At 65.1% G+C, this 22,735-nt stretch carries 20 protein-coding genes and 1 tRNA gene; 14 read left to right on the top strand and 7 right to left on the bottom strand.

Annotation, left to right across the window (positions count from 1 at the left end):
- Nucleotides 1-25 precede the first annotated feature (25 nt).
- Nucleotides 26-1,594 carry a GGDEF domain-containing protein gene (locus N0D28_RS12710; RefSeq protein WP_260559876.1) on the top strand — a complete coding sequence of 523 codons (1,569 nt, stop codon included), beginning with the start codon at nt 26-28 and terminating at the stop codon, nt 1,592-1,594.
- Between the two features lie 56 nt (nt 1,595-1,650).
- On the opposite strand, the gene N0D28_RS12705 is transcribed toward N0D28_RS12710, so the two are convergent.
- Nucleotides 1,651-2,322, bottom strand: coding sequence for a hypothetical protein (locus N0D28_RS12705; protein WP_260559875.1), 672 nt, complete (start codon nt 2,320-2,322; stop codon nt 1,651-1,653).
- Between the two features lie 103 nt (nt 2,323-2,425).
- On the opposite strand from N0D28_RS12705, the gene N0D28_RS12700 reads away from it, so the two are divergent.
- From N0D28_RS12700 to N0D28_RS12685, 4 genes are all read left to right on the top strand, one after another.
- Entirely contained in the window at nt 2,426-2,728 is a 303-nt protein-coding gene (locus N0D28_RS12700) for a putative quinol monooxygenase (RefSeq protein WP_260559874.1), read from the top strand.
- Between the two features lie 109 nt (nt 2,729-2,837).
- Nucleotides 2,838-4,352: a Si-specific NAD(P)(+) transhydrogenase gene (gene sthA / locus N0D28_RS12695; RefSeq protein WP_260559873.1), complete on the top strand. Its 1,515-nt coding sequence runs from the start codon at nt 2,838-2,840 to the stop codon at nt 4,350-4,352.
- Between the two features lie 4 nt (nt 4,353-4,356).
- Nucleotides 4,357-4,920, top strand: a complete 564-nt coding sequence (locus N0D28_RS12690) for a hypothetical protein (RefSeq protein ID WP_260559872.1) — start codon at nt 4,357-4,359, stop codon at nt 4,918-4,920.
- A gap of 55 nt (nt 4,921-4,975) precedes the next feature.
- The gene (locus tag N0D28_RS12685) at nt 4,976-7,228 is read left to right on the top strand and encodes a DUF6930 domain-containing protein (protein WP_260559871.1); all 2,253 of its coding nucleotides are present in this window, start codon (nt 4,976-4,978) and stop codon (nt 7,226-7,228) included.
- 10 nt (nt 7,229-7,238) lie between these two features.
- Here the strand turns inward: N0D28_RS12685 and N0D28_RS12680 are convergent, their stop codons facing one another.
- From N0D28_RS12680 to sufC, 5 genes are all read right to left on the bottom strand, one after another.
- Nucleotides 7,239-7,844, bottom strand: a complete 606-nt coding sequence (locus N0D28_RS12680; protein ID WP_260559870.1) for a TMEM175 family protein — start codon at nt 7,842-7,844, stop codon at nt 7,239-7,241.
- Between the two features lie 100 nt (nt 7,845-7,944).
- Nucleotides 7,945-9,300, bottom strand: coding sequence for a Fe-S cluster assembly protein SufD (gene sufD / locus N0D28_RS12675; RefSeq protein ID WP_260559869.1), 1,356 nt, complete (start codon nt 9,298-9,300; stop codon nt 7,945-7,947).
- A gap of 29 nt (nt 9,301-9,329) precedes the next feature.
- Nucleotides 9,330-9,689, bottom strand: a complete 360-nt coding sequence (locus N0D28_RS12670; protein WP_260559868.1) for a VOC family protein — start codon at nt 9,687-9,689, stop codon at nt 9,330-9,332.
- A gap of 102 nt (nt 9,690-9,791) precedes the next feature.
- Nucleotides 9,792-11,198, bottom strand: a complete 1,407-nt coding sequence (sufB, locus tag N0D28_RS12665) for a Fe-S cluster assembly protein SufB (RefSeq protein WP_260559867.1) — start codon at nt 11,196-11,198, stop codon at nt 9,792-9,794.
- Between the two features lie 118 nt (nt 11,199-11,316).
- On the bottom strand, nt 11,317-12,099 hold the full coding sequence (gene sufC, locus N0D28_RS12660) for a Fe-S cluster assembly ATPase SufC (protein WP_260559866.1): 783 nt from the start codon (nt 12,097-12,099) through the stop codon (nt 11,317-11,319).
- Between the two features lie 202 nt (nt 12,100-12,301).
- Between sufC and N0D28_RS12655 the strand changes: the two genes are divergently transcribed.
- The 9 genes from N0D28_RS12655 to N0D28_RS12615 all read left to right on the top strand — a co-directional run bounded on the left by N0D28_RS12655 (nt 12,302) and on the right by N0D28_RS12615 (nt 20,705).
- A complete protein-coding gene (locus tag N0D28_RS12655; RefSeq protein ID WP_260559865.1) occupies nt 12,302-13,018 on the top strand; it encodes a MotA/TolQ/ExbB proton channel family protein in 717 nt (238 codons plus the stop codon).
- Complete coding sequence (locus N0D28_RS12650) at nt 13,015-13,419, top strand: ExbD/TolR family protein (protein WP_260559864.1); 405 nt, start codon at nt 13,015-13,017, stop codon at nt 13,417-13,419. Before N0D28_RS12655 ends, N0D28_RS12650 begins: the two co-directional genes overlap by 4 nt.
- A gap of 57 nt (nt 13,420-13,476) precedes the next feature.
- Nucleotides 13,477-15,750, top strand: a complete 2,274-nt coding sequence (locus tag N0D28_RS12645) for a hypothetical protein (protein WP_260559863.1) — start codon at nt 13,477-13,479, stop codon at nt 15,748-15,750.
- Nucleotides 15,751-15,847: 97 nt separating this feature from the next.
- A complete protein-coding gene (locus N0D28_RS12640; RefSeq protein ID WP_260559862.1) occupies nt 15,848-16,633 on the top strand; it encodes a hypothetical protein in 786 nt (261 codons plus the stop codon).
- A gap of 299 nt (nt 16,634-16,932) precedes the next feature.
- Nucleotides 16,933-17,772, top strand: a complete 840-nt coding sequence (locus N0D28_RS12635) for a DUF72 domain-containing protein (RefSeq protein WP_260559861.1) — start codon at nt 16,933-16,935, stop codon at nt 17,770-17,772.
- A gap of 430 nt (nt 17,773-18,202) precedes the next feature.
- Nucleotides 18,203-19,153, top strand: a complete 951-nt coding sequence (locus tag N0D28_RS12630; RefSeq protein WP_260559860.1) for a hypothetical protein — start codon at nt 18,203-18,205, stop codon at nt 19,151-19,153.
- Between the two features lie 108 nt (nt 19,154-19,261).
- On the top strand, nt 19,262-19,660 hold the full coding sequence (locus tag N0D28_RS12625; protein WP_260559859.1) for a RidA family protein: 399 nt from the start codon (nt 19,262-19,264) through the stop codon (nt 19,658-19,660).
- Nucleotides 19,657-20,580, top strand: a complete 924-nt coding sequence (locus N0D28_RS12620; protein WP_260559858.1) for an aldo/keto reductase — start codon at nt 19,657-19,659, stop codon at nt 20,578-20,580. Before N0D28_RS12625 ends, N0D28_RS12620 begins: the two co-directional genes overlap by 4 nt.
- 50 nt (nt 20,581-20,630) lie before the next feature.
- A tRNA-Thr gene (locus N0D28_RS12615) sits at nt 20,631-20,705 on the top strand.
- Between the two features lie 615 nt (nt 20,706-21,320).
- On the opposite strand, the gene N0D28_RS12610 is transcribed toward N0D28_RS12615, so the two are convergent.
- Complete coding sequence (locus tag N0D28_RS12610) at nt 21,321-22,721, bottom strand: hypothetical protein (protein WP_260559857.1); 1,401 nt, start codon at nt 22,719-22,721, stop codon at nt 21,321-21,323.
- Between the last annotated feature and the right edge of the window lie 14 nt (nt 22,722-22,735).

Raw genomic sequence — 22,735 nt, 5'->3', positions numbered from 1 at the left:
CGAGTGGGCGGGCGTGAGCGGCGGCGTGTCAGGCCGCTTGCTGGCCTTGCCCCGGCGAACGGCTCTGCAAGAAATAGAGACGAACCTGGCCCAGTCGGAGGTGGGTGCTGCCGACCGTGCCCTGCTTCACCGCGACGCCGTGTATCTCGCCCTGGATCTGGGAGAAGCTGCACGCGCCATGACGCACGCCCTAAGTGCACTGGAGCTGGCCCGTGCCTGCCAGGACGGTCCCTTGCAGGTCAAGGCGCATGTGGCCCTGGCGCTGGTGCAGGCCGAATCCTACGACGATCTGGGGGCAGGTGTGCAATTTGCGCTGGCCGATCAATTGGCCCGTCGACATCACGATGACCGTGGCGTGGCTTTGATCGCCGTGAACACCTCACACTACGAACTTGAGCGCCGTAATTACGGCGAAGCGGTGCTGCTCCTGACCCGGCTGCTGCGCTCCGAGCATGTCCGGGGGCTGGCGCTGCCCGAGTCGCTCGGTCTGCTGACCACCTTTCACATCAACTTCGTGGTGGGGGCCGCCGAGGCGCTGCTGGGCGGTCAGATCCCACTCGCCGAGCAACCCGAGGCGGCGGGGCAACTGCGGCTCTCGGCGGCGTCCCTGCGTGGTCTGGAGCGTGAGGGCGGCGACACGCCTTCACTGGAAGCCACCGCTGTTCTGGACGCCCTGACCCGCTACGCGCTGTGGCAGGGCGACCTGACGGCGGCCCGGCAACTGGCCGATGAACACGTGCGTCTGACTGGGCAGGCCGACGTGCCGCTGCTGCATGGCCGTGCCCTGCTGGACCGCAGCCGGGTGCGCGGGCAGACCGGCGATCTGGAGGCGGCCATTGGCGACGCTCAGCAGGCCGTTGGGCACTTCAGGGCGGCAGCCAACGGCTTGTGGGAGAGCCGCGCCCGCGAAACGCTGGCCGAGGTTTACGCCCGGGCTGGACGCTTTGAACAGGCATTCGAGGCGCAGCGGGCGGTGACGCGCGGGATGGAGCGGCTGTTTCGCGATTACCATCAGCAGCGTGCCCTGGTCGGTCAGATCGCCCAGCAGGCCCGCGAGGCTGAGGTGCACGCCCAGGCGATGGCGCAGGCGGCCCTGAGCGATCCTTTGACCGGCATCCCCAACCGGACCCAGGCGATGCAGGTGCTGGCCCGACTGCGCGAGCAGGCGGTGGGCGGCGGGCCGGTGAGTGCCATTGCGCTCATGGACCTCGACCATTTCAAGCGTGTCAATGATCTGTACGGGCATCTCACTGGAGACGCCGTGCTGATCGAGGTCACGCGCCTGCTGACGGCAGAGTTGCGCAGTGACGACGTGCTGGCCCGGCTGGGCGGCGAGGAGTTCGTGGTGATCCTCGCCGGAGCGGCGCTCAGTGAGGCCGTGCGCCTCTGCGAGCATCTGCGCGATATCCTGCACCGCGCCGACTGGGAACATACCGCGCCGGGGCTGAACATGACCGCCAGCTTCGGAATCGCCGTGCTGAGCGGCGAGCTTGACCTGACGGCCACGTTGCAGGCCGCAGACCGTGCTCTCTACGCGGCCAAGGCGGCTGGGCGCAACGCCGTGCAGGTCGATCCCCAACTGCAAGTCGTCTGAAACTGGGAAGGGAGTGGAGGCCAGAGTGGTTACAGGTGGGGTAAGGCTTGACTGGCTCAGGGCGAGAGCTGTGTTCTGAGGGCATCGGTATTGGTCCAGACACTGCCGGGCGCGAGACTGCCATTTCCCGCCGTGCCGCTCACCTGAATGCCGCTGAGGGTCAGCGTGCCGGTGATATTCAGCGCCACCACATTCCAGCCCTCTGAAGCGCTGACATCCACCTGCACGCTGGTCGGGTAGCCTGTTGCCGCCGAGCAGTCGAGCGGCCCCCGAATGGTGGTGGGCTTGTCGGCGTAGAGGTAGGCGCGGCCTGTCAGGGTGCGGGTCGTGAGGGTCTTGCTGACCGAAGCGTCGGCGTAGTCCTTGCCGTTTCCGGCAATCAGCGTGGCGAAGCCGTAGCCCTGGGCGCTGGGGTCGCCCAGATTCAGCGTCCCCGTGCACCCCAGATCGGCCAGCAGGCCCCGGGTCAGGGAAGTCTTGACGCCCGCGAGCTGCTTGGAGGTGGGCAGGGTCAGCGTGAACTGGCCCGAAGCGTCCACCGAGGTCACCGCCAACGTTTGTCCGCCGCCGCTCAAGCTGACGGTGGTGTTGCTCTCGCCTGAAAGTTGCCCGCTCAAGATAGGGGTAACCTCAGCTTGTTCCGGCGCGGGGACGACGGACTTGGTGGTGCATGCGCTGAGCAGGGCGGCGCTCAGTAGGGCCAGCAACGGAAACCGCAGAGAAGTCATCCTCTCAACTTACCTGCTCAAGCGGCTGACAAGCTGATGAAACCCTGAGAATCTGACCCACAAGCGGAGTAGAGTGCGCTCACCATCCCTGGAGGCTACACCTATGGTCATCTCGCACGGTACCCTGACGTTTCCCGCCGCCCACCTCGGCACCGCCCGCACCATGCTGTCGGGCCTCGCCGCCCAGACCCGCAGCGAGCCGGGCTGCCTGAGCTACCTCGTTTCGGAGAATCTGGAAACGCCCGGCGCATTCATCATCAGCGAGCAGTGGGAAAACATGGAGGCCATGCAGACGCATTTGAGCCTGCCGGGTGTCGGTGAAGCGGTCAAACAGGTTACCGAGATGGGCGTGGACGACCTGACCATCACCGCCTGGGAAGCGGGGCAGGCCACCAAGATCATGTGATTCTGGTCACGGAAGGCTGACCGGCCCAGCAATCCGGGCATGCCACAATGGAGCCGACCCGTTTTGGTCGGCTCCACTTTTCTAGCGCCCCTTTGCCCATGAGGTTGCCATGACACCCAGCCCGAAAAACAGCCAGATGCTGTCCATCGCCACATCCCACGACGACTTTACCTACGACCTGCTGGTGATCGGCTCCGGCCCCGGTGGGCAGCGGGCGGCGATTCAGGCGGCCAAGCTCGGCAAGAAGGTGGCGGTGGTGGAGCGTAAGGCGGTGGTGGGCGGGGTATGCATCAACACCGGCACCATCCCGTCCAAGACCTTCCGCGAGGCGATCATGCATCTCAGCGGCTACAACGAGCGCGGCCTCTACGGCTCCGCCTACGCCGTTAAGGACGACATCACCGTGCAGGACCTGCTGCTCAGGACCTCCAGTGTGATGTCGCACGAGTTGGACGTGGTCCGTAACCAGCTTCACCGCAACCGCATCGAGAGCATCAACGCCGAGGCCTCGTTCATGGGGCCGCATACCGTGCGGCTGCGGGACGTGCGCGGCCACGGCGACGGCTGGCGCGACGTGACGGCGCGCCACATCGTCGTGGCAGTGGGCACCAAGGCGGCCCGCGATCCCAAGATTCCCTTCGACGGCCAGCGCATCATCATCAGTGACGACATCCTTGATCTACGCGAGCTGCCGCGCACCGTGACGGTCATCGGCGGCGGCGTCATCGGCTGCGAGTACGCCAGCATGTTCGCGGCGCTGGGCGTGCGGGTGACGCTCATCGACAAGCGCCCGCGCCTCCTGGAATTTGTGGACCACGAGATCACCGACGTCCTGGCCTACCAGATGCGCCAGAACCGCATGACCCTGCGGCTGGGTGAGGCGGTCAAGGCGGTGGAGCCGTTCACGGACCGCCTGGGTCAGCGCGTCAAGGTGACGCTGGCGAGCGGCAAGGAGATCGTCAGCGACATGGTGCTCTACTCGATTGGCCGCATCGGGGCCACGGACCGCCTCAACCTGGAAGCGGCGGGCCTGAGTGCCGACGAGCGGGGCCGCATCAGCGTCAACGGGCACTACCAGACCAGCGTCAGTCACATCTACGCGGTGGGCGACGTGATCGGCTTCCCCAGCCTGGCCTCGGTGAGCATGGAGCAGGGGCGGCTGGCGACCTGCCACGCTTTCGGGGTGCCCACCCAGAGCGTGCCGGAACTGTTTCCTTACGGCATCTACACCATTCCCGAGATCAGCACGGTGGGCAAGAACGAGGAAGAGCTCACGTCGGCGGGCGTGCCTTACGAGATCGGCAAGGCCCAGTACCGCGAGATCGCGCGTGGCCAGATCATCGGTGACGAGCAGGGCACCCTCAAACTCATTTTCCACCTCGACACCCGCGAACTGCTGGGCGTGCACATCATCGGGACCGGGGCCAGCGAACTCATTCACATCGGGCAGGCGGTGATGGCCTTCGGCGGCACGGTGGACTACTTCGTGAACACGGTCTTCAATTACCCCACCCTGGCCGAGTGCTACAAGACCGCCGCCTTCGACGGCATCAACCGCCTGGGCAGCGCGCCGCTGTTGGAGCCGAAGCTCGAACCGGCCAAGGAAGTGGGGGAAGTGGTGTGAGGGCTTGAGCGAAGCGCCCAGGGTCGTCAATCCTGCCGAGTTCTGGGCCTGGGCCTATTCGGATTTCCTGTCGAATGCCCTGCGCGGCGTGCTGGCGGAAGACATCGTCGCTCAAGCGCTGGGCGGCATTGCCAAACCGAGAGCCGAATGGGACGCTTACGAACTGAAAATCGGTACTGGACTGAAAATTGAAGTGAAGTCCTCGGCCTATCTTCAGACCTGGGAGCAGAAACGCCACAGCACGATTCGTTTCGACATCGGTATGAAAAAAGGCTGGGACGCCGAAACGAATGTCAGTGCGCTGGAAAGAGCCAGAGCAGCGGATGTCTACATCTTTTGCGTATTCGCCACTCAGGAACGGGCCGCAGCCGATCCACTTGAGCTGAGCCAGTGGTTTTTCATGGTCTGCTCCACGCGGCGGCTCAGTCAGCAGTTCAACACGCAGAAAACGGTGGGACTGGCGGCGCTTGAAGCGCTGGGGCTTGAGCGCCTGAGGTTTGAAGATCTGAGAGTGGCGGTTGCGCGAGAAGAGTCGGGGGCGTCGGAGGACCACTTCCGAAACTGCTGATCTGGTGCGCCCCGGTTTTCTCTTTCTTTCGCCCCGCATCCTCTACACTTTTGCCATGACCAGAACCCGGACCCAGTCGCGTGGGATGTGTCGCAACTGCGGTTATATCGGCACCAAGGCCAGCATGACCAAGCACCAGGCCGTGTGTGAGGCGCGCTCCAGCGGTAGTCAGGGTGAGCACGAGGTTTACCGCCTGCGCGTCAGTGGCAGTCTTCGCCCGCAGTACTGGCTGGACGTGGACATGCCGGTCAATGCCACACTGGACGATCTGGATGGTTTTCTGCGGGGCATCTGGCTGGACTGCTGCGGGCACCTGAGCGAGTTTACGATTGGCCCCCAGGACGACGACAATTTCGACCCGTTCAAGCCGCCCAGAAGGGGTAAGCCACCCACGCTGAACAAACTGCTGAGTGTGGGCGACAAGTTCGGCTACACCTACGATTTTGGCAGCAGCACTGAGCTGAAGGTGCATGTGCAGGCCCGCGAGACGGTGGGTGGTCAGGCGCAGGAGAAGGTGAGGCTGCTGGCCCGCAACCTGCCCCCGGCGCTGGCCTGTTCCGAGTGCGGCGTACCGGCCCAGTGGGTTCACAGCTGGGACGATGACGAGGAAACGGACGGGCTGACGTTCTCCTGCAACAAGCACGGAAAACGCACCCGCGACGAGCAACTGCCAGTGGTCAATTCGCCGCGCATGGGTATGTGCGGTTACGAGGGCGGCAATGACGATACCTGGCCACCCGCCGACCCCGGCACCGCAGTTGAACCTGCCAGAGCGCCCAGGAAGGCCAGCCCCGAACAGATCGGAGTGTCGCAGATGCTCAAGTCCGGTCAGCGCACCGAGGAAGCAGAGCTGAGGGCTTTTCTGCAACAGGCACTCCCACAGGACAATGCGGACGACGAAGATTTGCTGGTCGAGGCCCAGGCACTGCCGCTCAAGGCGGAAGCGGTCTGGATCGTGGCGGTTCAGGAGTTGCCGGACGTGCTGCCGCCGGAGGAGGGTCTGGCCAGCGTGGTGCTGGTGCTGGACGCAGCCAGTGGGCGAATCGTCTCCAGTGAAGTCATGACCGATGCGGCCCCAGGCGACGTACAAGACGCGCTGCTGCTGGCCATGCTGGAGCCACACGACGAAACAACCGTGCCGCAGCGTCCGGGGCAGATTCTCACGCCAGATGGGGCGCTGGCCTGGACGCTGCACACCAATCTGGCGGGGCTGGGCGTCAAGGTGGAGCAGCGCGAGATTCCTGGCCTGGAGGAGCTGCTGGGCGAGCTGGCGGCGCAGATGTCGGGTGACTTGGCCGAGATGCAGGCCGGGCAGCAGCCGCGCTCCTTCCTGGACACGGCGTCCGGTGATGAGGTGAGGAATCTGCTGCAAGCGTTCGGGCGCTTCATGCGGGTCAGGCCCTGGCAGAACTTCACGGCAGACAAACCGCTGCGGGCCAGTTGGGTCAACCCCGACGGCAGCGCTGGGCAACTCTACGCCACGGTGATGGGCGAGCTGGGCGAGGTTCACGGGCTGGCGCTCTATCCCGACTGGCTGAATTTTATCAAGCACCTCAACAACGGCTTCGACCCCGAGCTGGTGATGCTGGCGACAGGTGGTCTAGAGAGCCTGACGTTCAGTGCCGAAGACGAATTTGCCCCGGATGACTGGGCGCGGCTGCGGGTGGTAGGGTTGCCCGCCAAAGCCAAGGCTGGCCCCGCCTTGATGCGGATTGGGCCATATGGCCGTCAAGTGCCGCTGACCCCACTGCGCCCACTGATCGCCGTGCTGAATATCCTCTCGGAGCGGGCCGAGCGCAAGCAGGGGAAGGTCACCTCGCTGAAGAGCGAGCAGGACGGCGTGAAGGTACAGTTTCCGGCCACGGCCCAGGGCGACCTGAGCGATGCCGAGAAAGCAGGTCACGTGGTGGTGCGCCTGCATGCTGGCTCATTCAGTCCCCAGCCAGACGGCGGCGAGATCGTCCTGACTGGCCCGCCGGAGCTGCTGCTGCGGCCCGCTTTTGCCGAAGCGCGGCGTGTGCTGATGCAGCAAGATGGACGGGTACACATCCCATTCAATCTGGAATCCTCGGACGAGTTTCTGGAAGACGGGGGGTTCTTCGGCGATTTGCATGTCAGGGTCTGGGACCGTGGGATTGGTTCGCCCGCCCTCACGCTGGCGCACCTGACCCGGCTGGGTCTCCTGACCGACAGCCTCGGCACGCGGGTTGAGGCGACCCTTCAACCTGGCGAGGTGGGTGGTCTGCGTGTGGAGTGGCGCGCTCTGCCGCCATCGTCTGAGGGGAGCAGAGACCGATTGTCAAATTGAAGGAGCGGCCTCAGCTCCGGTCGTGCCGCCCGCCATCGGCCAGGACCCGCTCGATGCGCCGATCTGGCACGATCCACATCAGGGCGACGCCGATCAGCAGGAGTCCGCTGAGGTAGACCCCCGGCAGCCCGAACAGAGGAAGCAACGCCGCGACGATGTACGCGCCCGTCGAGAGCTTTTCCCTGAGGCCGCCCTCCACCGCGTCGGCCAGCAGCGTGTTGCCGGGGTCGGCGCGGATAATCGCTTGCTGGAGCAGCGCGAAGGCCACGCCGCACAGCAGCAGGTCTAGAGCATAGACGCCCATAGGCACGGCAGCAAAGTGGCTCTCGCCTGCCCAGGCGGTCAGCACCGGCAGCAGTGAGAGCCAGAACAGCAGATGTAGATTGGCCCACATGACCGCGCCGCTGATGCGTTTGACGGTCACGAACAGGTGGTGGTGGTTATTCCAGTAGATGCCCACGTACACGAAGCTGATCACGTAGGCCAGGAATTTGGGCCAGTTTCGGAGGAGATCGCCGAGCTGATGGCCTTCCGGCGCTTTGAGTTCCAGCACCATGATGGTGATGATGATGGCCAGCACGCCGTCTGAAAAGGCTTCTATTCTCGACTTGTTCATGCTGCCGGGGCACGCTCCTGTGGGGCCAGTTTAGCCTGAACACAAAAGCCAGCGGCCAGCCTCCGTACTGGAAGCTGGCCGCTGGTTAAAGCGAAGCGGGTTAGGCTGCGCCGACCTTCTTGGCGATGATGCCTTCGATGTACTTGACCACGCTCTGAAGCGGCACGCGGCCCAGCACGTCTTCCAGGAAAGCGGTGACGAGCATCTTCTCGGCCTGCTCCTCGCGGATGCCGCGCGAGCGCAGGAAGAAGAGTTGCTCCTGATCGACGGGGCCGGTGGTGGAGCCGTGCGAGCAGCGCACATCGTTGGCGTTGATCTCCAGCTGAGGCACGCTGAAGTTCTGCGCCTCGCTCGACAGCATCAGGGTACGGTGCTTCTGGTAGGCGTCGGTCTTCTGCGCGCCCAGATCGACCTTGATCATGCCGGAGAACACGCCCACACTCTGGTCGTCGCTGACGCCCTTGTAGAGCAGATCGCTGTGCGCGTTGGCGGCGGCGTGGTGCTGGAGGGTGTAGTGGTCGAAGTGCTGGTCCTCGTTGGCAAAGTAGAGGGCCAGCATCTCGGAGTCGCTGCCCTGGCCGCGCAGGTAGCTCTGCATCTCGGTGCGGCTGAGGGTTGCGCCCATCGTCACGACCAGGCTGTTGAGGGTGGCGTCCTTGCCCACGTCGCCGCGCTGGCGCTGGATGTGGGTCACGCCCTTGCCCCAGTTCTGAATCGAGACGTAGCGCAGCTGCGCGCCGTCCTTGACCACCAGTTCGACTGCGCCGATGGCGTAGGTGCCGGGCAGGTCCTCGCTGTCTTGCTCGTCAATGAAGGTGACGCGGGCATTCTCCTCGGCCACCACCAGGGTGCGGGTGGCGGTGAAGGTGCCGGCCTCGCTCATGACCCGGAACGACCCCAGGGGCAAGGCCACTTCCACGCCGCGCGGCACGTACACGAAAGCTCCGTTGGTCCACAGGGCCGCCGCCATGGCGCTGAACTTGCCCTCGCTGGGATCAGGCGACTTGCTGGGCGTGGTGCCGGGCGCGGCAATGGTGGTGTCGTCCGGCACCTCGGCAGGCACCACGCTGTAGAGGTACTGCTGCACCTTGTCGGGGTACTGCTCCAGCGCCGACTTGAGGTCGGTGAAGATGACGCCTTTGTCGGTCAGTTCGGCGGGCAACTCGGTGCGGTAGACCACATCGGGGCCGTCGAGCACCAGAAACGCGCCCACGTCGGTGCTGTTCAGGCGTTCCTGCACGCTCTTGGGCAGCGCTGAGACGTTACTAACGGCCTCCCGCTTGGGGTGCGGGTTCAGTTTGCCGAAGTCGATGACGACCTGGGTGTATTTCCAGGCTTCCACGCCGCTGTGCGGCACTTCCAGGGTGTCGAACAGATCGAAGCTCTGTTTGCGTTTGGCGGTCAGCCAGTCGGGGCCGGTGTGCTGGGCGAGGTGTTCGCTAAGAGATTGGGTCATTTGGTCTCCAGATCAATTGAGTGGCTGGCTCAGCCGAAAAACGATTCGACTTCCAGCACGAAGCCGCCGGGCGTGTCGAAGTAAAACGTCAGGCGGCCGTTGTTCTCGTGCGGCTCAGGAATGGTGAAGCCCGCGCCCACGAGCTGCTGGTGGACGTCGCGCACCTGCTGGGGCGTGTTCTGCATAAAGCCGATGTGAAAGACCTTGGGGTACGTCACGTCTTTGGCCTTGAAGACCGAAATCAGCGAACCGGCGTCGTCGCGCAGAAAGGCCATGCGGTCGTTCATCGGCATACCGCCGCCCGCCGGGACAAAGCCGAAGTGGTCCTGAAAGAGGGCCACCGTTGCGGGGACGTCGGTCACGCCGAGGTTAATGTGGTTGAGTTTCAAGTGTGCTCCCATGCGGTGAACATTTTGTGCAGTGAACACCAGACACTAAGCGGGCCGCGCTTCCCCCAGCACAGGCCGGAAGGCAGGCGCGGCCCAGCGAAATCAGCCGACGCTGCCTTCCATTTCCAGCTCGATCAGCCGGTTCAGCTCGACGGCGTACTCAAGCGGCAGTTCCTTGGCAATCGGCTCGATAAAACCGCGCACGATCAGCCCAGCAGCCTGATCCTTGCTCAGCCCACGGCTCTGCAAGTACAGAATCTGCTCGTCGTTGATCTTGCTGACGGTGGCCTCGTGGCCCACGCGGGCGGTCTTTTCCTCGATCTCGATGTAGGGGTAGGTGTCGGTGCGGGCTTCCTCGTCGAGCAGGAGGGCGTCGCACTCCACGTTGGTCTTGGCGTTGCGGGCACCCTCGTAAATCTTGACCAGGCCCCGGTAGCTGCTGCGGCCCGAGTCTTTGCTGATCGACTTGCTGACAATCGAGCCGCTGGTGTTGGGCGCAAAGTGAACGATCTTGCCGCCCGCGTCCTGGTGCTGCCCGCGTCCGGCCATGGCGATGCTCAGAATCTCGCCGCGTGCGCCGTCTTCGAGCAGGTAGCAGGCCGGGTACTTCATGGTGACCTTGCTGCCCAGGTTGCCGTCCACCCATTCCATCACGCCGTTGCCGTAGACGGCAGCCCGCTGCGTGACGAGGTTGTAGACGTTGTGGCTCCAGTTCTGGATGGTGGAGTAGCGGAAGCGTGCGCCTTCCTTGACCACGATCTCGATGACGCCGGAGTGGAAGCTGTCGGAGTTGTAGGCCGGGGCGGTGCAGCCCTCGATGTAGTGCGCCTGCGCGCCCTCGTCGATGATGATCAGGGTGCGCTCGAACTGGCCCGAACTCTCGGCGTTGATGCGGAAGTAGGTCTGGAGTGGGATGTCCACCTTCACGCCCTTGGGCACGTAGACGAACGACCCGCCCGACCACACCGCGCTGTTCACGGCGGCGAACTTATTGTCCTCCGGCGGAATGATGGTGGCGAAATGCTCGCGGAAGAGGTCGGGGTACTGCCGCAGGCCATCCTCGATGCTGAGGAACACCACGCCCAGCTTCTCCCACTCCTCTTTGAGGTTGTGGTAGACCATCTCGGACTCGTACTGCGCGCCCACACCGGCCAGCATCGCCCGCTCGGCTTCGGGGATGCCCAGGCGCTCAAAGGTCTTCTTCACGTCGTCAGGCACATCGTCCCAGCTCCGGGCGTTCATGCCCTCGGGCTTGATGTAGTAGTAGATCTCGTCGAGGTTGAGGCCGCTCAAATCTGCGCCCCAGGTGGGCATCGGCTTGCTGTAGAAAATATCCAGCGCCTTGAGGCGGAAGTCGAGCATCCACTGCGGCTCGTCCTTGGCCTTGCTGATCATCTCGACGACTTCGCGTGACAGGCCCCTGGGAGCCTTGAAGGCGTACTTCTCGGGGTTGCTCCAGCCGTACTCGTAGTCGGTGTTGATGTCGTTGACTTCGGGATTGATGGTCATGATTGCTCCTTCGGAGGCAAATCTGAGGGGCTAAGAGTCAAATGGTTCAGGGGCTGAAACTGGGGTCCAGGTCCTTCAGACCCCGAAGCCAGCGGCCTTCTGACACTGACACTGACGATTACGCCGTCGCCAGTTCCTTCACCCAGTCGTAGCCCTCGACGTCGAGCTTCTTGGCGAGTTCGGGGCCGCCCGACTGCACGACTTTGCCGTCCACGATGATGTGAACTTTGTCCGGCACGATGTAATCGAGCAGGCGCTGGTAGTGGGTGATGATCAAGCCGCCGAGGCCGGGGCCGCGCATGCTGTTCACGCCCCTGGCGACGATCTTGAGCGCGTCCACGTCAAGGCCCGAGTCGGTCTCGTCCATGATGATGTAGGTGGGGTCGAGCATCAGCATCTGCAAGATCTCGTTGCGCTTCTTCTCGCCGCCGGAAAAGCCCGCGTTGAGGTAGCGCTCGACGATGCTCTCGTCCCATTCCAGGGTCTTGAGGGCGGCCAGCAGCTTGCCGTAAAATTCGGTGAAGCTGACTTCCTCGCCCTCGGCCTTGCGCGCCTGCATGGCGAGGCGCAGGAAGTTGGCGATGGTCACGCCGGGAATCTCGACGGGGTACTGGAAGGCCAGGAAGACGCCCAGTCGGGCGCGCTCGTCGGGCTCCATCTCCAGAATACTCACGCCGTCCACCAGCACCTCGCCCTCAGTCACGGTGTACTCCGGGTCGCCCACGATGACCTTGGCCAGGGTGCTCTTGCCGTTGCCGTTCGGCCCCATCACGGCGTGCAGCTCGCCGCGCGGGATAATCAGGTTGATGCCCTTGAGAATCGGCAGATCGCCGACGCTGGCGTGGAGGTTGCGAATTTCGATCTGGTGGGGGCTGGAAGGGGTCGTGCTGGGCTGGGTCATGGGCGCTCCTGTGGGGCTGAAATGGACTGCTCTTAGGAATGATTCCTACTTACTGGCCCATTCTAGCGGGTCTGTCCCCCTAAAGTCGAGTGGTTTACTGCGGATTTGCTTCATCTCAAAATGAGACCGAACCACCACGCAAGATGAGCTGAATAGGGAATTCTTCACGCTTGCCATAGAGGGCCATGCTAAGAGGTGGAGGGTGAATGTTCTCTCGCTGGTTCAGGCCGCCGGGCCACTGCTGTGGGTGCTGCTGGCCTTATCCCTCTACACCGTCTACCTGATCGTGCTGCGACTGCTCGAACTCTCGCGGCTGGGGCAGGACTCCTCGGCGCTGATTGAGCGCACGCGCGCCACCACTGCCGAATCGGGACCGGCGGCAGCACTCGCCGAGATCGATTATTCGGGCCTCCAGACGCCCACCGCCAACGTGCTGCGGGCGGGCTTGGCACGGGCAGACCGGGGCATCGACGCCGCTCAGGCCGCTATGAACGGCGCGATCTTGCAGGAAGATGCCCGGCTCTACGCCGGAATCAGCGCGCTCGGCACCGTGGCCCAGATCGCGCCGCTGATTGGGCTGCTCGGCACCGTCATCGGCATGGTCCGGTCATTTATCGTCTTCTCGCAGACCACCTCGCCCACGCCCGCGCAACTCGCCACCGGCATCAGCGAGGCGCTGGTCAACACGGCAGGTGGCCTGATTGTGGCGATCGTCGCCTATGTGGCCCGCAACGCCCTGCGCGCCCGCGCGGACCGCATTGCGGCAGGGGCCGAGCGGGTGCGCGAGGAACTGCCCGCCTGGCTGAGCGTGCCGATTGTGATGGCCCAGGGGCACGCCGCGCCGGTCCGGTCCGTTCAGAGCCAGGCGTCCCAGATTGCCCCGCTGGAATTCACCTTCGAGGGCAACGCCAAACCGTGAGACGCCGATTTCAGGAAGAGCAGCCGCTCACCTTCGACTTCGCGCCGATGGTGGACATCGTGCTGCTGCTGCTGATCTTCTTCTTCTTGACCAGCAACCTCAACGCCCGCCAGAACGCCCTGCCGCTCGATCTGCCGCGCGCTTCCCAGACAGTGCAGCAGACCCCCGATTTGCCAGTGGTCAGCCTGGAGAAATCCGGCAAGCTTTATCTCAACGGCAAGGAAACCACCCTGACCAAGCTGGGCGCGCAACTGAAACCCCTGCTGCGGGTCTCGGGCGGCGTGGTGGGTCTGCGCGCCGACGAGAAGGGCAATTACGGCGGCGTGGTGCAGGTGATGGACGTCATCAAGAAAGCGGGCGGCGAGCGATTGGCGCTGGGCACCCGTAGCGGGAGCAAGTAACGCCGTGAAGACGACTGCGCCTTTCTCTTGCGCCCCGGTCCGCTTCAGGAGTCTGCTGTGACTGTCTCGCTGCCGCCCCAGGGCAACCCAGGCAACCCAAATCGGGGCAACCCGTCCCAGGGAAATTCGGGCAATGCCGACCGGGCGCGGGCGCTGGGCGTCACGCTGATCGTCCACGCGGCCCTGCTGCTGGGTATTCTGGCGCTGCGGCCCAGCGCGCCCAGCCGCCTGCCGAGTCCTGCCGACCTCAGCCGCGCGCCGCTGGAAGTGGTGACGCTCGCGCCGGAAGTGCTGGCCGCGACACCCACCCAGCCGGTGGCCCCGCCTGCCGTGCCGCCCAAAGTTCAGCCCGTCAAGCCGCCCGCTGTGCCGAAGGTGCCGCTCAAGACCCAGGTGCTGCCGCCCGAAACACCCAAACCCCCGCCGAAAGTGACGCCCCCGAAAGTGGAGCCGGTCAAGGTGACGCCCACGCCTGCCGTTCCCAAACCTGCCTTGCCCAGTCCCACCACGCCGCCCAAGGTGGCCCTGCAGCGCTCGGCCCAGCCGCAGACTGCCGCCCCCAGGGTGCCGGTGGCCCCCACGCCCGCCCCCACCCCTTCCGAGACGGCCCGCAGCGCGCCCACCCGGACGCCGAATCCGGCCACCCCCACCCAGCCCGAAACGGCCCAGACGCAACCCACCCAGACGCAACCTACCCAGTCGACTCAGCCGCCGCCGACCCCCACCCCAGCCCCGCCCAGCGAGACGCCCGCGCCGCAGGCCCAGCTCACCCCGCCCAGCCCCGTGCCGTCCAGCGAGACACCCCAGGCGGCTCCCACGCCCCAGGCCACCCTGACTGAACCGGCCCGCGCGCCCACCGATCAGCCGACGTCCACGCCGACGCCGATGCCAACCGCCACGCCGGTCACGGCCCAGCCTGCCCAGGTGGAGACGCCCATTGCCGCCGCGCCCACCAGTCGCCAGCAGCAAGCCAACGCTGCCGCCCCGGACACGCCCGCTCCGGCGATTCCCACGCCGCCTGCTGCGCCCGCCCCCGATCCGTCGCCGATCACATCGCTGCCCCGGCGAGAGGACGCCGCCGCGCCCAGTCAGCAGTCCGAATCGGCGCGCGGCGGCGGCGCGGCGGGCGACCCCGGCGCTCAGGCGGCTCCGGCCCGCAGCACGGCCAGCGCTGCCAACACGCCGGCCAACGCGGCCAGCAGTGAGGTCGCCCAGGCGGCCCCCAGACCGGGTCCGGCAGCCACGGCTGCGCCCGCTCCCGCCGCCCCGGTGTCGCCGCGTCCGGAAATATCGGCCAGCGACATTCCTGCCGCCCCGGCCCGCAACACCAGCCCGGTAGCGACCCGGCCCAGCGAAACACCTTCCCAGAGTCCAGCCCCGTCGCGCGGCAGCAGTGGGGGAGAAGCCGCTTCTGCTCCGGCGGCTGAGATCGCCGCCCGGCCCCGGGGCAACGCCAGCGACCCGGCGGGCAGCCAGGCCATCCCCGAAGCGACCCGGCCCACCGGCGGCAGCAGCCGGGGAGCCGCAAGCGGTGGTAACCCGGCCATAGCCCGTCCAGCGGCGGGAGCGGGGGCCAGTGCAGGCGAAGCCGGGAAGGGCGAGGCAGCCACGCCCGCCGGGGGCAGCGGCGCGGGCACGGCCAACACTCCCGGTGCGGACAGTGCGGCCCCGGTGCGCGGTACGCCTGGCAGCAACGGCGTGAGCGCTGATGCCCCCGCCGCGCCGCGCGAATCGGCAGGCGGCAGCACGGGCAGCGGAGCAGGTGGCAGCCCCGCCGTGGGCGAGGTGGCGGGCCGTCCGGCAGGCAGCGGCGGGGGGCGCACCGGGGCCCTGCCGCCGCAGGGTGAGGCCCTGGGCCGTCAGACCGGCGGCACCCCCGGCGCGGCTGGCGGTTCCGGCTCCGGTGAAACTGCGGGCCTCAGCGGCGGCGGGGCCAGGGCCACCGGGGCGGGCGGCGCGGGTGCGGGCAGCGAGAACAAGGCGCTGCTGTGCACCGTCGCCATCGACGTGCGTGGCCTCGATCCGCGCTTCGAGCGGGCGCAGACCAGCTTCGTGTTCGACAGCTCCGGCAACCAGCTCTGGCCCGACGCCGCCCTGATCAAAGGCGTCAGCTCGCAGATCGTCAACGAGGGCAACCTGCACACCTACATCACCACCGAGGGTGAGCTAAGCCAGTTTCAGAACGTGACCCGCATCAAGGCGGCCAGGGTGCAGGCCACCAAGTTCTCGCCCAACAGCACCTACATCACCGACTCGGTCCTCGACGCGGCGGGTGCGGCGGCGTTTCGGGCTGCCGGTCAGGCCTGCCGTCTGGTCTACCTCAAGAGTTGACCTTGCCCGGCATTTCAGCCCACGTCAGTTCTGCGTCATTTGCAGGCATTAGATATCAAGTCAGTACAACGTTCAGCACGTCACAGTGAGGTTCTCCATGCGAAAAACGTCAATCGGTCTGGTTCTTCTCACCGCCCTTACCTCCGGCCCGGCGCTGGCCTGGGTGCCCAAGCTCGAAGATCAGAGCGCCAAAACCGTCATCGACAGCGCGTATGGCCGCCGGGCCGCCGTGCCCACCTTCTACACCCTTGATCTGAGTGTGGACGGCGGCAAGTTCAAAGCGCCGGACGGCAGCGTCAAGGTCTTCGACGGTGGCGACGCCTGCCTCACCAGCTGGCTGAGCGCGCCGGGCGATTACAGCCAGGGCAGCCGGATAGCCAGCCTAACCCTCAGCGGCCAGGCCGATCAGCTGCTCTATCAGGCCCAGGACGCCCGCGACAACTTCAAGAACCTGAATGCCGCCGACGCTCTCAAAGCCTTCGGGGCCGGGTATCTGCCGAGCGCTGACAACGGCTACGGTTCAAAAATCGTAGCGACGCCTGCCGGGGCCACGACACCGCCCGCGCAAAGTGGCTCGCCTGCCCTGCCCGACGGGCAACTCCGCATTGACATCGCCGTGAAGGGCCTGAGTGACCTGCAACAGCGCAGCGCCTATCAGGTGCGTCTCAAGGGGCCGGACGGCAAGCTGCTCGCGCCCACCCGCTTCAGCTTCGTCAACGACTGGAAGGTCGGGGACGGCGGCAAGCAGGCCGGAACGCTGGTGTACTACTTCGAGCCGCTTAAGGCGGGCCTCAACGCCAACGACAAGATCGACCTGCTGCTCCGCAACGAGCAGGGCAGCTGCGCCTACGACTTTATTCTGGACCTGAGCAAGTTTAACTGAGTCTTTTTTGATCCCTGGCAGCCGCCGATTGAGTTCGGGCGGCTGTTTTTTGTGGACTGATGCCAGGTGCAGGAGTGAGAAGGATATTTTTGAAGTCCTCTCCAAACCGCTGACGGTCTGAGAAAGCAGCATGGATTGGGCTTTCCCTCCTATTGAGGGGAGGGGGTGGGTGAGCGCAGCAAATGTCTTCATGACTGTGAATTACAAATGACCCACCGGGTTTCGTTGGCGCGGCTTGAGCTTCGCTTCAGCTCCCCGACCCGGCCCCGGCGCAGAGTAGAGCGCATGAAGGCGAGCAGATGAAGGTGTATATCGGCACCGGCGGCTACACCAACGACGACTGGATCGGTGAGGACCTGCTGTACCCACCCGGCACCAAACAGACGGAGTTTCTGAGCCTGTACGCCCAGCATTTCGATGCTGTGGAACTCAACAGCAGTTTCTACGGCATTCCCGGCCTCAAAGCCTTCGAGGGCATGGTACGCAAATCGGCGGGGCGTACCCGCTTCGCCGTCAAGCTCAACAAGGTGTTTACCCACGAGCGCAACCCCCAGGACAGCGACTTCGACCGGATGCTGCAAAGCCCCCAGCCGCTGCGCGAGGCCGGGATGATGGGGCCGTATCTGGCGCAGTTTCCATACAGCTTTCACCGCACGCCGGGCAACCGCACCTACCTGCGCGAGCTGGCCGAGCGCTTCGCCGGGCACGAGCTGGCTGTGGAGTTTCGCAATCAGGGCTGGGACAGGCCCGAGGTGCGAGACGGCCTGCGGGAGTTCGGCCTGATCTGGGTCAGTCCTGATTACCCGCCGGTCGCAGGCGTTCCGGAGCCGGCCCTGCACATCACGGCTCCGGTGGCTTACCTGCGGCTGCATGGGCGCAACAGCGGCAACTGGTGGAGCGGGGAGAGCGCCGCCGAGCGCCACGACTACCGCTATCACCAGGCCGAGATGGACGAGTGGGCCGACAAGATTGCCTTCGTGGACGGCGAGGTGGACGAGGTCTACGTGTTTTTTGAGAACACCACCAAGGGGCACGCCCTCAAAAATATTCCAATGTTGCGTCAGGCCCTCAACGCACGCGGCGTTCCGGTCAGTGCGCCGCAGCCAAGTTCACAGCCGCTCTCGGGCGACCTGCTTTAAGTACAACCAGACTGCCGTTTCGGGATTCCGCGAAACGCGCTCCATCCCTATGCTCTCGTCTGGCCGTACTTTTTCACTTTCTCGCTCCGCCCGGTTTACCCAATGGTAAACGTTGTTGCATTTGGATGCGGCCAGCAGCTTCACCGATTGCCTGTCTGGCCTGAAGTGAGCGTTCACCGTCATGCTCATGTTTGCTGGAACTGATCACCCGTCAATCTGCAGAAAGAAACGTTTCAGACGTGGTTTTTCTCATTGGCCGGTGCGCTGCTGGTTCCACCGACGTTCAGACCATGAGAGTCAGATTGATGTCCGCTGGGTTTCGTGACAGGAGCCGAGCCAGTACGGTGGACTTGTTCGCGCCAGGGCAAAACCCTGGTAACACCATGTCGGACACTTCATATTTTGAGCAGTTAATCAGGGGAGACATTACATGACCAATCGTGACTTTTTATCGCACCGACTGAGCTGGCCCGGCATCTTCGCCGGTCTGGCCGTGGGCCTGGTGGTTCAGCTCACCCTTATTGCGCTGGGTACGGCCATCACCGCCCTCACCGGCATTACCCTGTCGGGCGTCGGCATTGCCGCCATCATCTGGCTGGCCATCAGCGTACTGATTGCCGCCTACGCCGCCGGTCTGGTCGCTGTGCGTTCCAGTGCGCCGTCCACCGTGGAGGGCACGCCAGGCATCGCGTCCATGACCAAAGACGACGCCACCCTGACTGGCCTGGTCACCGGCAGCCTGCTGGTGCTGCTCGGCACCCTGCTCGGCTACAACGCCCTGAGCAGCGCGACGGGCGCGGCCACCAGTGCGCTGGGGAGCCTCGCCAGCGGCATTCCGGCCCTGGCCGGGGCCGCCACGGCGGGCGCGCAGCAGGCGGCCCAGACCCCGCAGGGCCAGGACATCGTCGCGGGCTTCGGCCAGCAGGACGTGGAAAACCTGATCGCCCAGGCCAGCCCCACCCTCAACCAGCAGCAGGTGAGTGCGGCGGGCAACGTGGTGACGGGCATCGTGCGCCGCGCCGCCAATGACCTGGGCGATTTGACCAGCGTCAACAACGTCGGTGATTTCGTCACGAAGCGTGTGGACAACATCAAGAAGGCGTTGACCGGCGATCAGTTCGTGACCCGTCTGGAGCGTCAGGGGCTGACCCAGCCGCAGGCCACCGAGGTGCAGACCTCAATCAACCAGGGCATTGACGCGGCCCAGAAGCAGGCTGCCGCCACCGCCGCCGCCACCGAGCGCATCGCCCGCAGCACCGCCAACACGGCGGGCTGGGGCTGGCTGCTGGCTGCGGGTCTGACCCTGCTGCTGGCCATCACCGGAGCGCGCAACGCCGCCAGCGGTGGCCGCACCGTGACCCCCGAGGTTGGCCGCCGCTAACCCCAGACCCCTTCCTCTCTCAGCGCAGGCTTTCGGGTCTGCGCTTTTTGCTGGCTTGATCTGTTGACCTGTTGGCTTTCTGGGGTTCCTTCACCGCACAATGGCGGCATGAGACGCAACATCGGTGGCACTTCACCCTGGGAAGCGCGGGTGGGCTACTCGCGGGCCGTGCGGGTGGGCCAGCACGTCAGTGTGGCCGGAACCACCGCGACGGTGGGCGGCGAAGTCGTTCATGTGGGCGATCCGGCAGGTCAGACCCGCGTGATTCTGGAGATTATTCGGGCCGCGCTGGCGGAAGCTGGGGCCAGCCTCGACGACGTGGTGCGCACCCGCCTGTATGTCACCGATATTGCCCACTGGGAGGAGGTTGGTCAGGTTCACGCCGAGGTCTTCGGGCAGATCCGCCCCGCCGCGACGCTAGTGCAGGTGGCGGCTTTGATCGATCCCCGCCACCTGATCGAGATTGAGGCCGACGCCATCGTGGCGAGCGCTGTGGAGCGCAGGTGAGTGCTCGCCTGGGCCTGGGGCTGGCGGCGCTGGGGCGGCCCGGCTACATCAACCTGGGCCACGCCGAAGACCTGGGGCCAGAAAACGGTGTGGCCGATCTGCGTGCCCGCAGCCATGTCCTGCTTGACGCTGCCTGGGACGCCGGGCTGCGCTGGTTTGATGCGGCCCGCTCGTACGGCCTGGCCGAGCAGTTTCTGGGCGAATGGCTGGCCCGCCACCCCGAGCGCCGCCAGCAACTGATTGTCAGTTCCAAATGGGGCTATACCTATGTGGCCGACTGGCGCAGCGACGCCGAGCAGCACGAGGTCAAGGACCACTCGCCTGGCACCTTCGAGCGGCAATGGCCCGAGACGCTGGCGGCGCTGGGCAGCCCGCCGGATCTCTACCTGATTCACAGCGTCACGCCGGACAGCCCGGCCCTCGGCGACGCGGCATTGCTGGCCCGGCTGGACGTGCTGGCCGAACGCGGCGTGACGGTGGGGTTGTCGGTCAGCGGTTCCCGGCAGGCCGACACCATTCGCGCCGCGCTGGCGCTGGGCTGGCCTTTCGCAGCAGTGCAGGCCACCTGGAACGTGCTGGAACCCTCCGCCGGGGAAACGTTGGCCGAGGCCAAAGCCGCCGGGTGGCAGGTCATCGTCAAGGAAGCGCTGGCCAATGGGCGGCTGACCGCGCGCGGCGATGTTCCTGGCTTGAATGCCCTGAGTGCCGAATCCGAGGTCGCCCCCGACGCGCTGGCGCTGGCCGCTGCCCTGGTTCAGCCCTGGGCCGACGTGATACTCAGCGGTGCGAGCACCCGCGCCCAGCTGGAGAGCAACCTGGGAGCGGCCCATCTGGTGGGTGCTGATCTGACCGGGCTGGCTGGGCTGGCCGAATCGCCCGAACACTACTGGCATACCCGCGCCGGGCTGGCCTGGAATTGACACTCCTGGGCACTTTCTCTATACTCCCTGAGCCTGACTTTTGAGGGAAGGCCAGTGTAGCTCAGTGGTAGAGCAGCTGATTCGTAATCAGCAGGTCATCGGTTCAAGTCCGATCTCTGGCTCCAAGAAAAAGCCCCGCCCAGCGCGGGGTTTTTCTTTTGAGAGAATGGGCAGTTTCGCTCCCGACAGCCCATCTTACACACGTTTGGCTCATGCTGTGTTCCGGGGAGCTGGATGGAGAAGTAAGGTGAGCAAAGGACCGAGGATTGATTGGCCACGGCGACGAAGGTTGTGCATGGTTTGGAAGAGGCCAAGATCGAAGTAAGCTCCACACGCCCTCAGGGGTGTTGACGTGGACTTCGCTTACGCCGTATCCGGCTGCATCTCTGGCAAATTCACCGTCACCTTGGTTCACAGTGACGTGGACATAGACCCATTCCAGCCACCAGGATGGTGAGCTTGTTGGACTGGGCCTGAGCGGGGCCAGGGGCGAGCAGAGTCAGGAACAGCGCGGCCAGAATCAGTTTTTTGGACATCAAGGACTCCTTGAACGCCCCAGCGCAGGTGTCTGGAAAGGGAGGGCGGCTCGGTCAGGAGTGGGTCGGATTGTTTGACGCCCTCACCTTGAGGTGGAATGCCGAAATTGCCCAGTATTTGTTCATTGCTTGCATAGGCGAGAAAAATTAACGAAAAAAGCCGGAACCACCCGTTCAAGGTGGTTCCGCCTGCGCTCAGAATGTCTAGTGCTTCAGGTCAACCACCAGAATGGAGCGGTAGTTGGCGCTGTCTGTTGGTTGGAAGGTCACGGCGGGAGTGCCGATAGCGTTGCTGGCTCCAGTCTTGGCGATCGGCGACCCGGTGCGGTAACCGCTAAAGATCAGGCGGGCGCTGCCGTCTTCCTTGGCGATCACGTTGGGCGCGTATACCCGGCCCGAGTAGTTGGCGGCAGGCGAGGCAGCGGGGTAGCTGTAATCGACCTGCACCAGCGGATTCTGGGCCCCCTGATCTACCGTCCAGCTCACGGCGTCTTTAGAGTGGGCGTAACCGATGAAATGGTAGGCGTCCGAGTCGCCGTCCTGACAGTTACCGCCCGAGAAGAACAGGCCATAGCTGCCGTCCTGATAACGCAGCAAGGTGCCGCGCGGCCCCACGAAGCGGAACCCGTCAGTGGCGTTGTCGTCGGGATTGTTCAGCCCGTTGACGGCTCCCAGATCGGTGAAGGTCAGACCGTCGCTGGTGCTGGCCAGGCGCAACTCGGTGCGGTCGTGGTTGGCTTTTTTGCCAGCCAGGGTCTTGGATTGGGCATCCGTGCAGAGGCTGGCCGGATTGAGTCCGGCAGCGGGTGCCGCCGCACTCCCCTTGAGCTTCTTGAGATACATCACCTTGAGCGGGTCGGCAGCGCTCAGGCCCGTGCCCGGCACCGCGCCGAGAATGCCGTCGGGGTTTTGCAGGCCGCTGGTTTGCTGGAGACCGGCGGGCACCGGAGCCGCGTCACTGACCGGCTGGCTGTCTGGCAAGGATGCCGCACCGCTGACCACGTCATGCACCAGCAGGCCGCCGGTATCCACGACGCTGGACTGGCGGTCAAGTGTGTACAGGTAGGTTCTCGGGCCGCTGGCCGCGTTGATCTTGAGCACCACCGGGTGGCCCTGGCCGTCGTCGTCGCCCAGCGGCGTGGCGCTGTCTGCCGGACACTGACCCGCGTGGAGTCTCAGCTTGCTGGCGTCCGCCGTCCAGGTGAGGCCGCCGTCGCTGCTGGCCGCGTGAATGACCGCCTCGTCCTGATCCTTGACCCGGTAGTCGAAGTAGCCTGTCAGGTTCTGGCCCTGACCCTGAATGAACGGAAAATAGTACGGCTGCATCGGGTGCAGGGCGGTATTGACGCTGAGCTGCCCGCCCATGCAGTACCCGCTGAGCGGCGCAGCGAGGGTGGCCGCGCCCTGCGCCAGCGTCCAGGGACCGTTGCTGATCTGGGCCACCCGCACCGCGCCGCTGGGCGTCCAAGTTCCACTGGCGAGCTGGACACTTCCGGCAGGTGGCGTGGTCGTCGGTGTTGTGGGTGAGGTTGGGTTGCTGGCGGAGAGAGAATTGCAGGCGCTGATCAGCAGGGCGGCAAGGGCCAGCAACAGATATTTGGTCATGGCAACAGGTCCTT

This window comes from Deinococcus rubellus, assembly GCF_025244745.1.
Lineage (GTDB): Bacteria > Deinococcota > Deinococci > Deinococcales > Deinococcaceae > Deinococcus > Deinococcus rubellus.
Note: the sequence above shows the minus strand (reverse complement) of the source record. Positions and strands in the feature narration are given on the sequence as shown.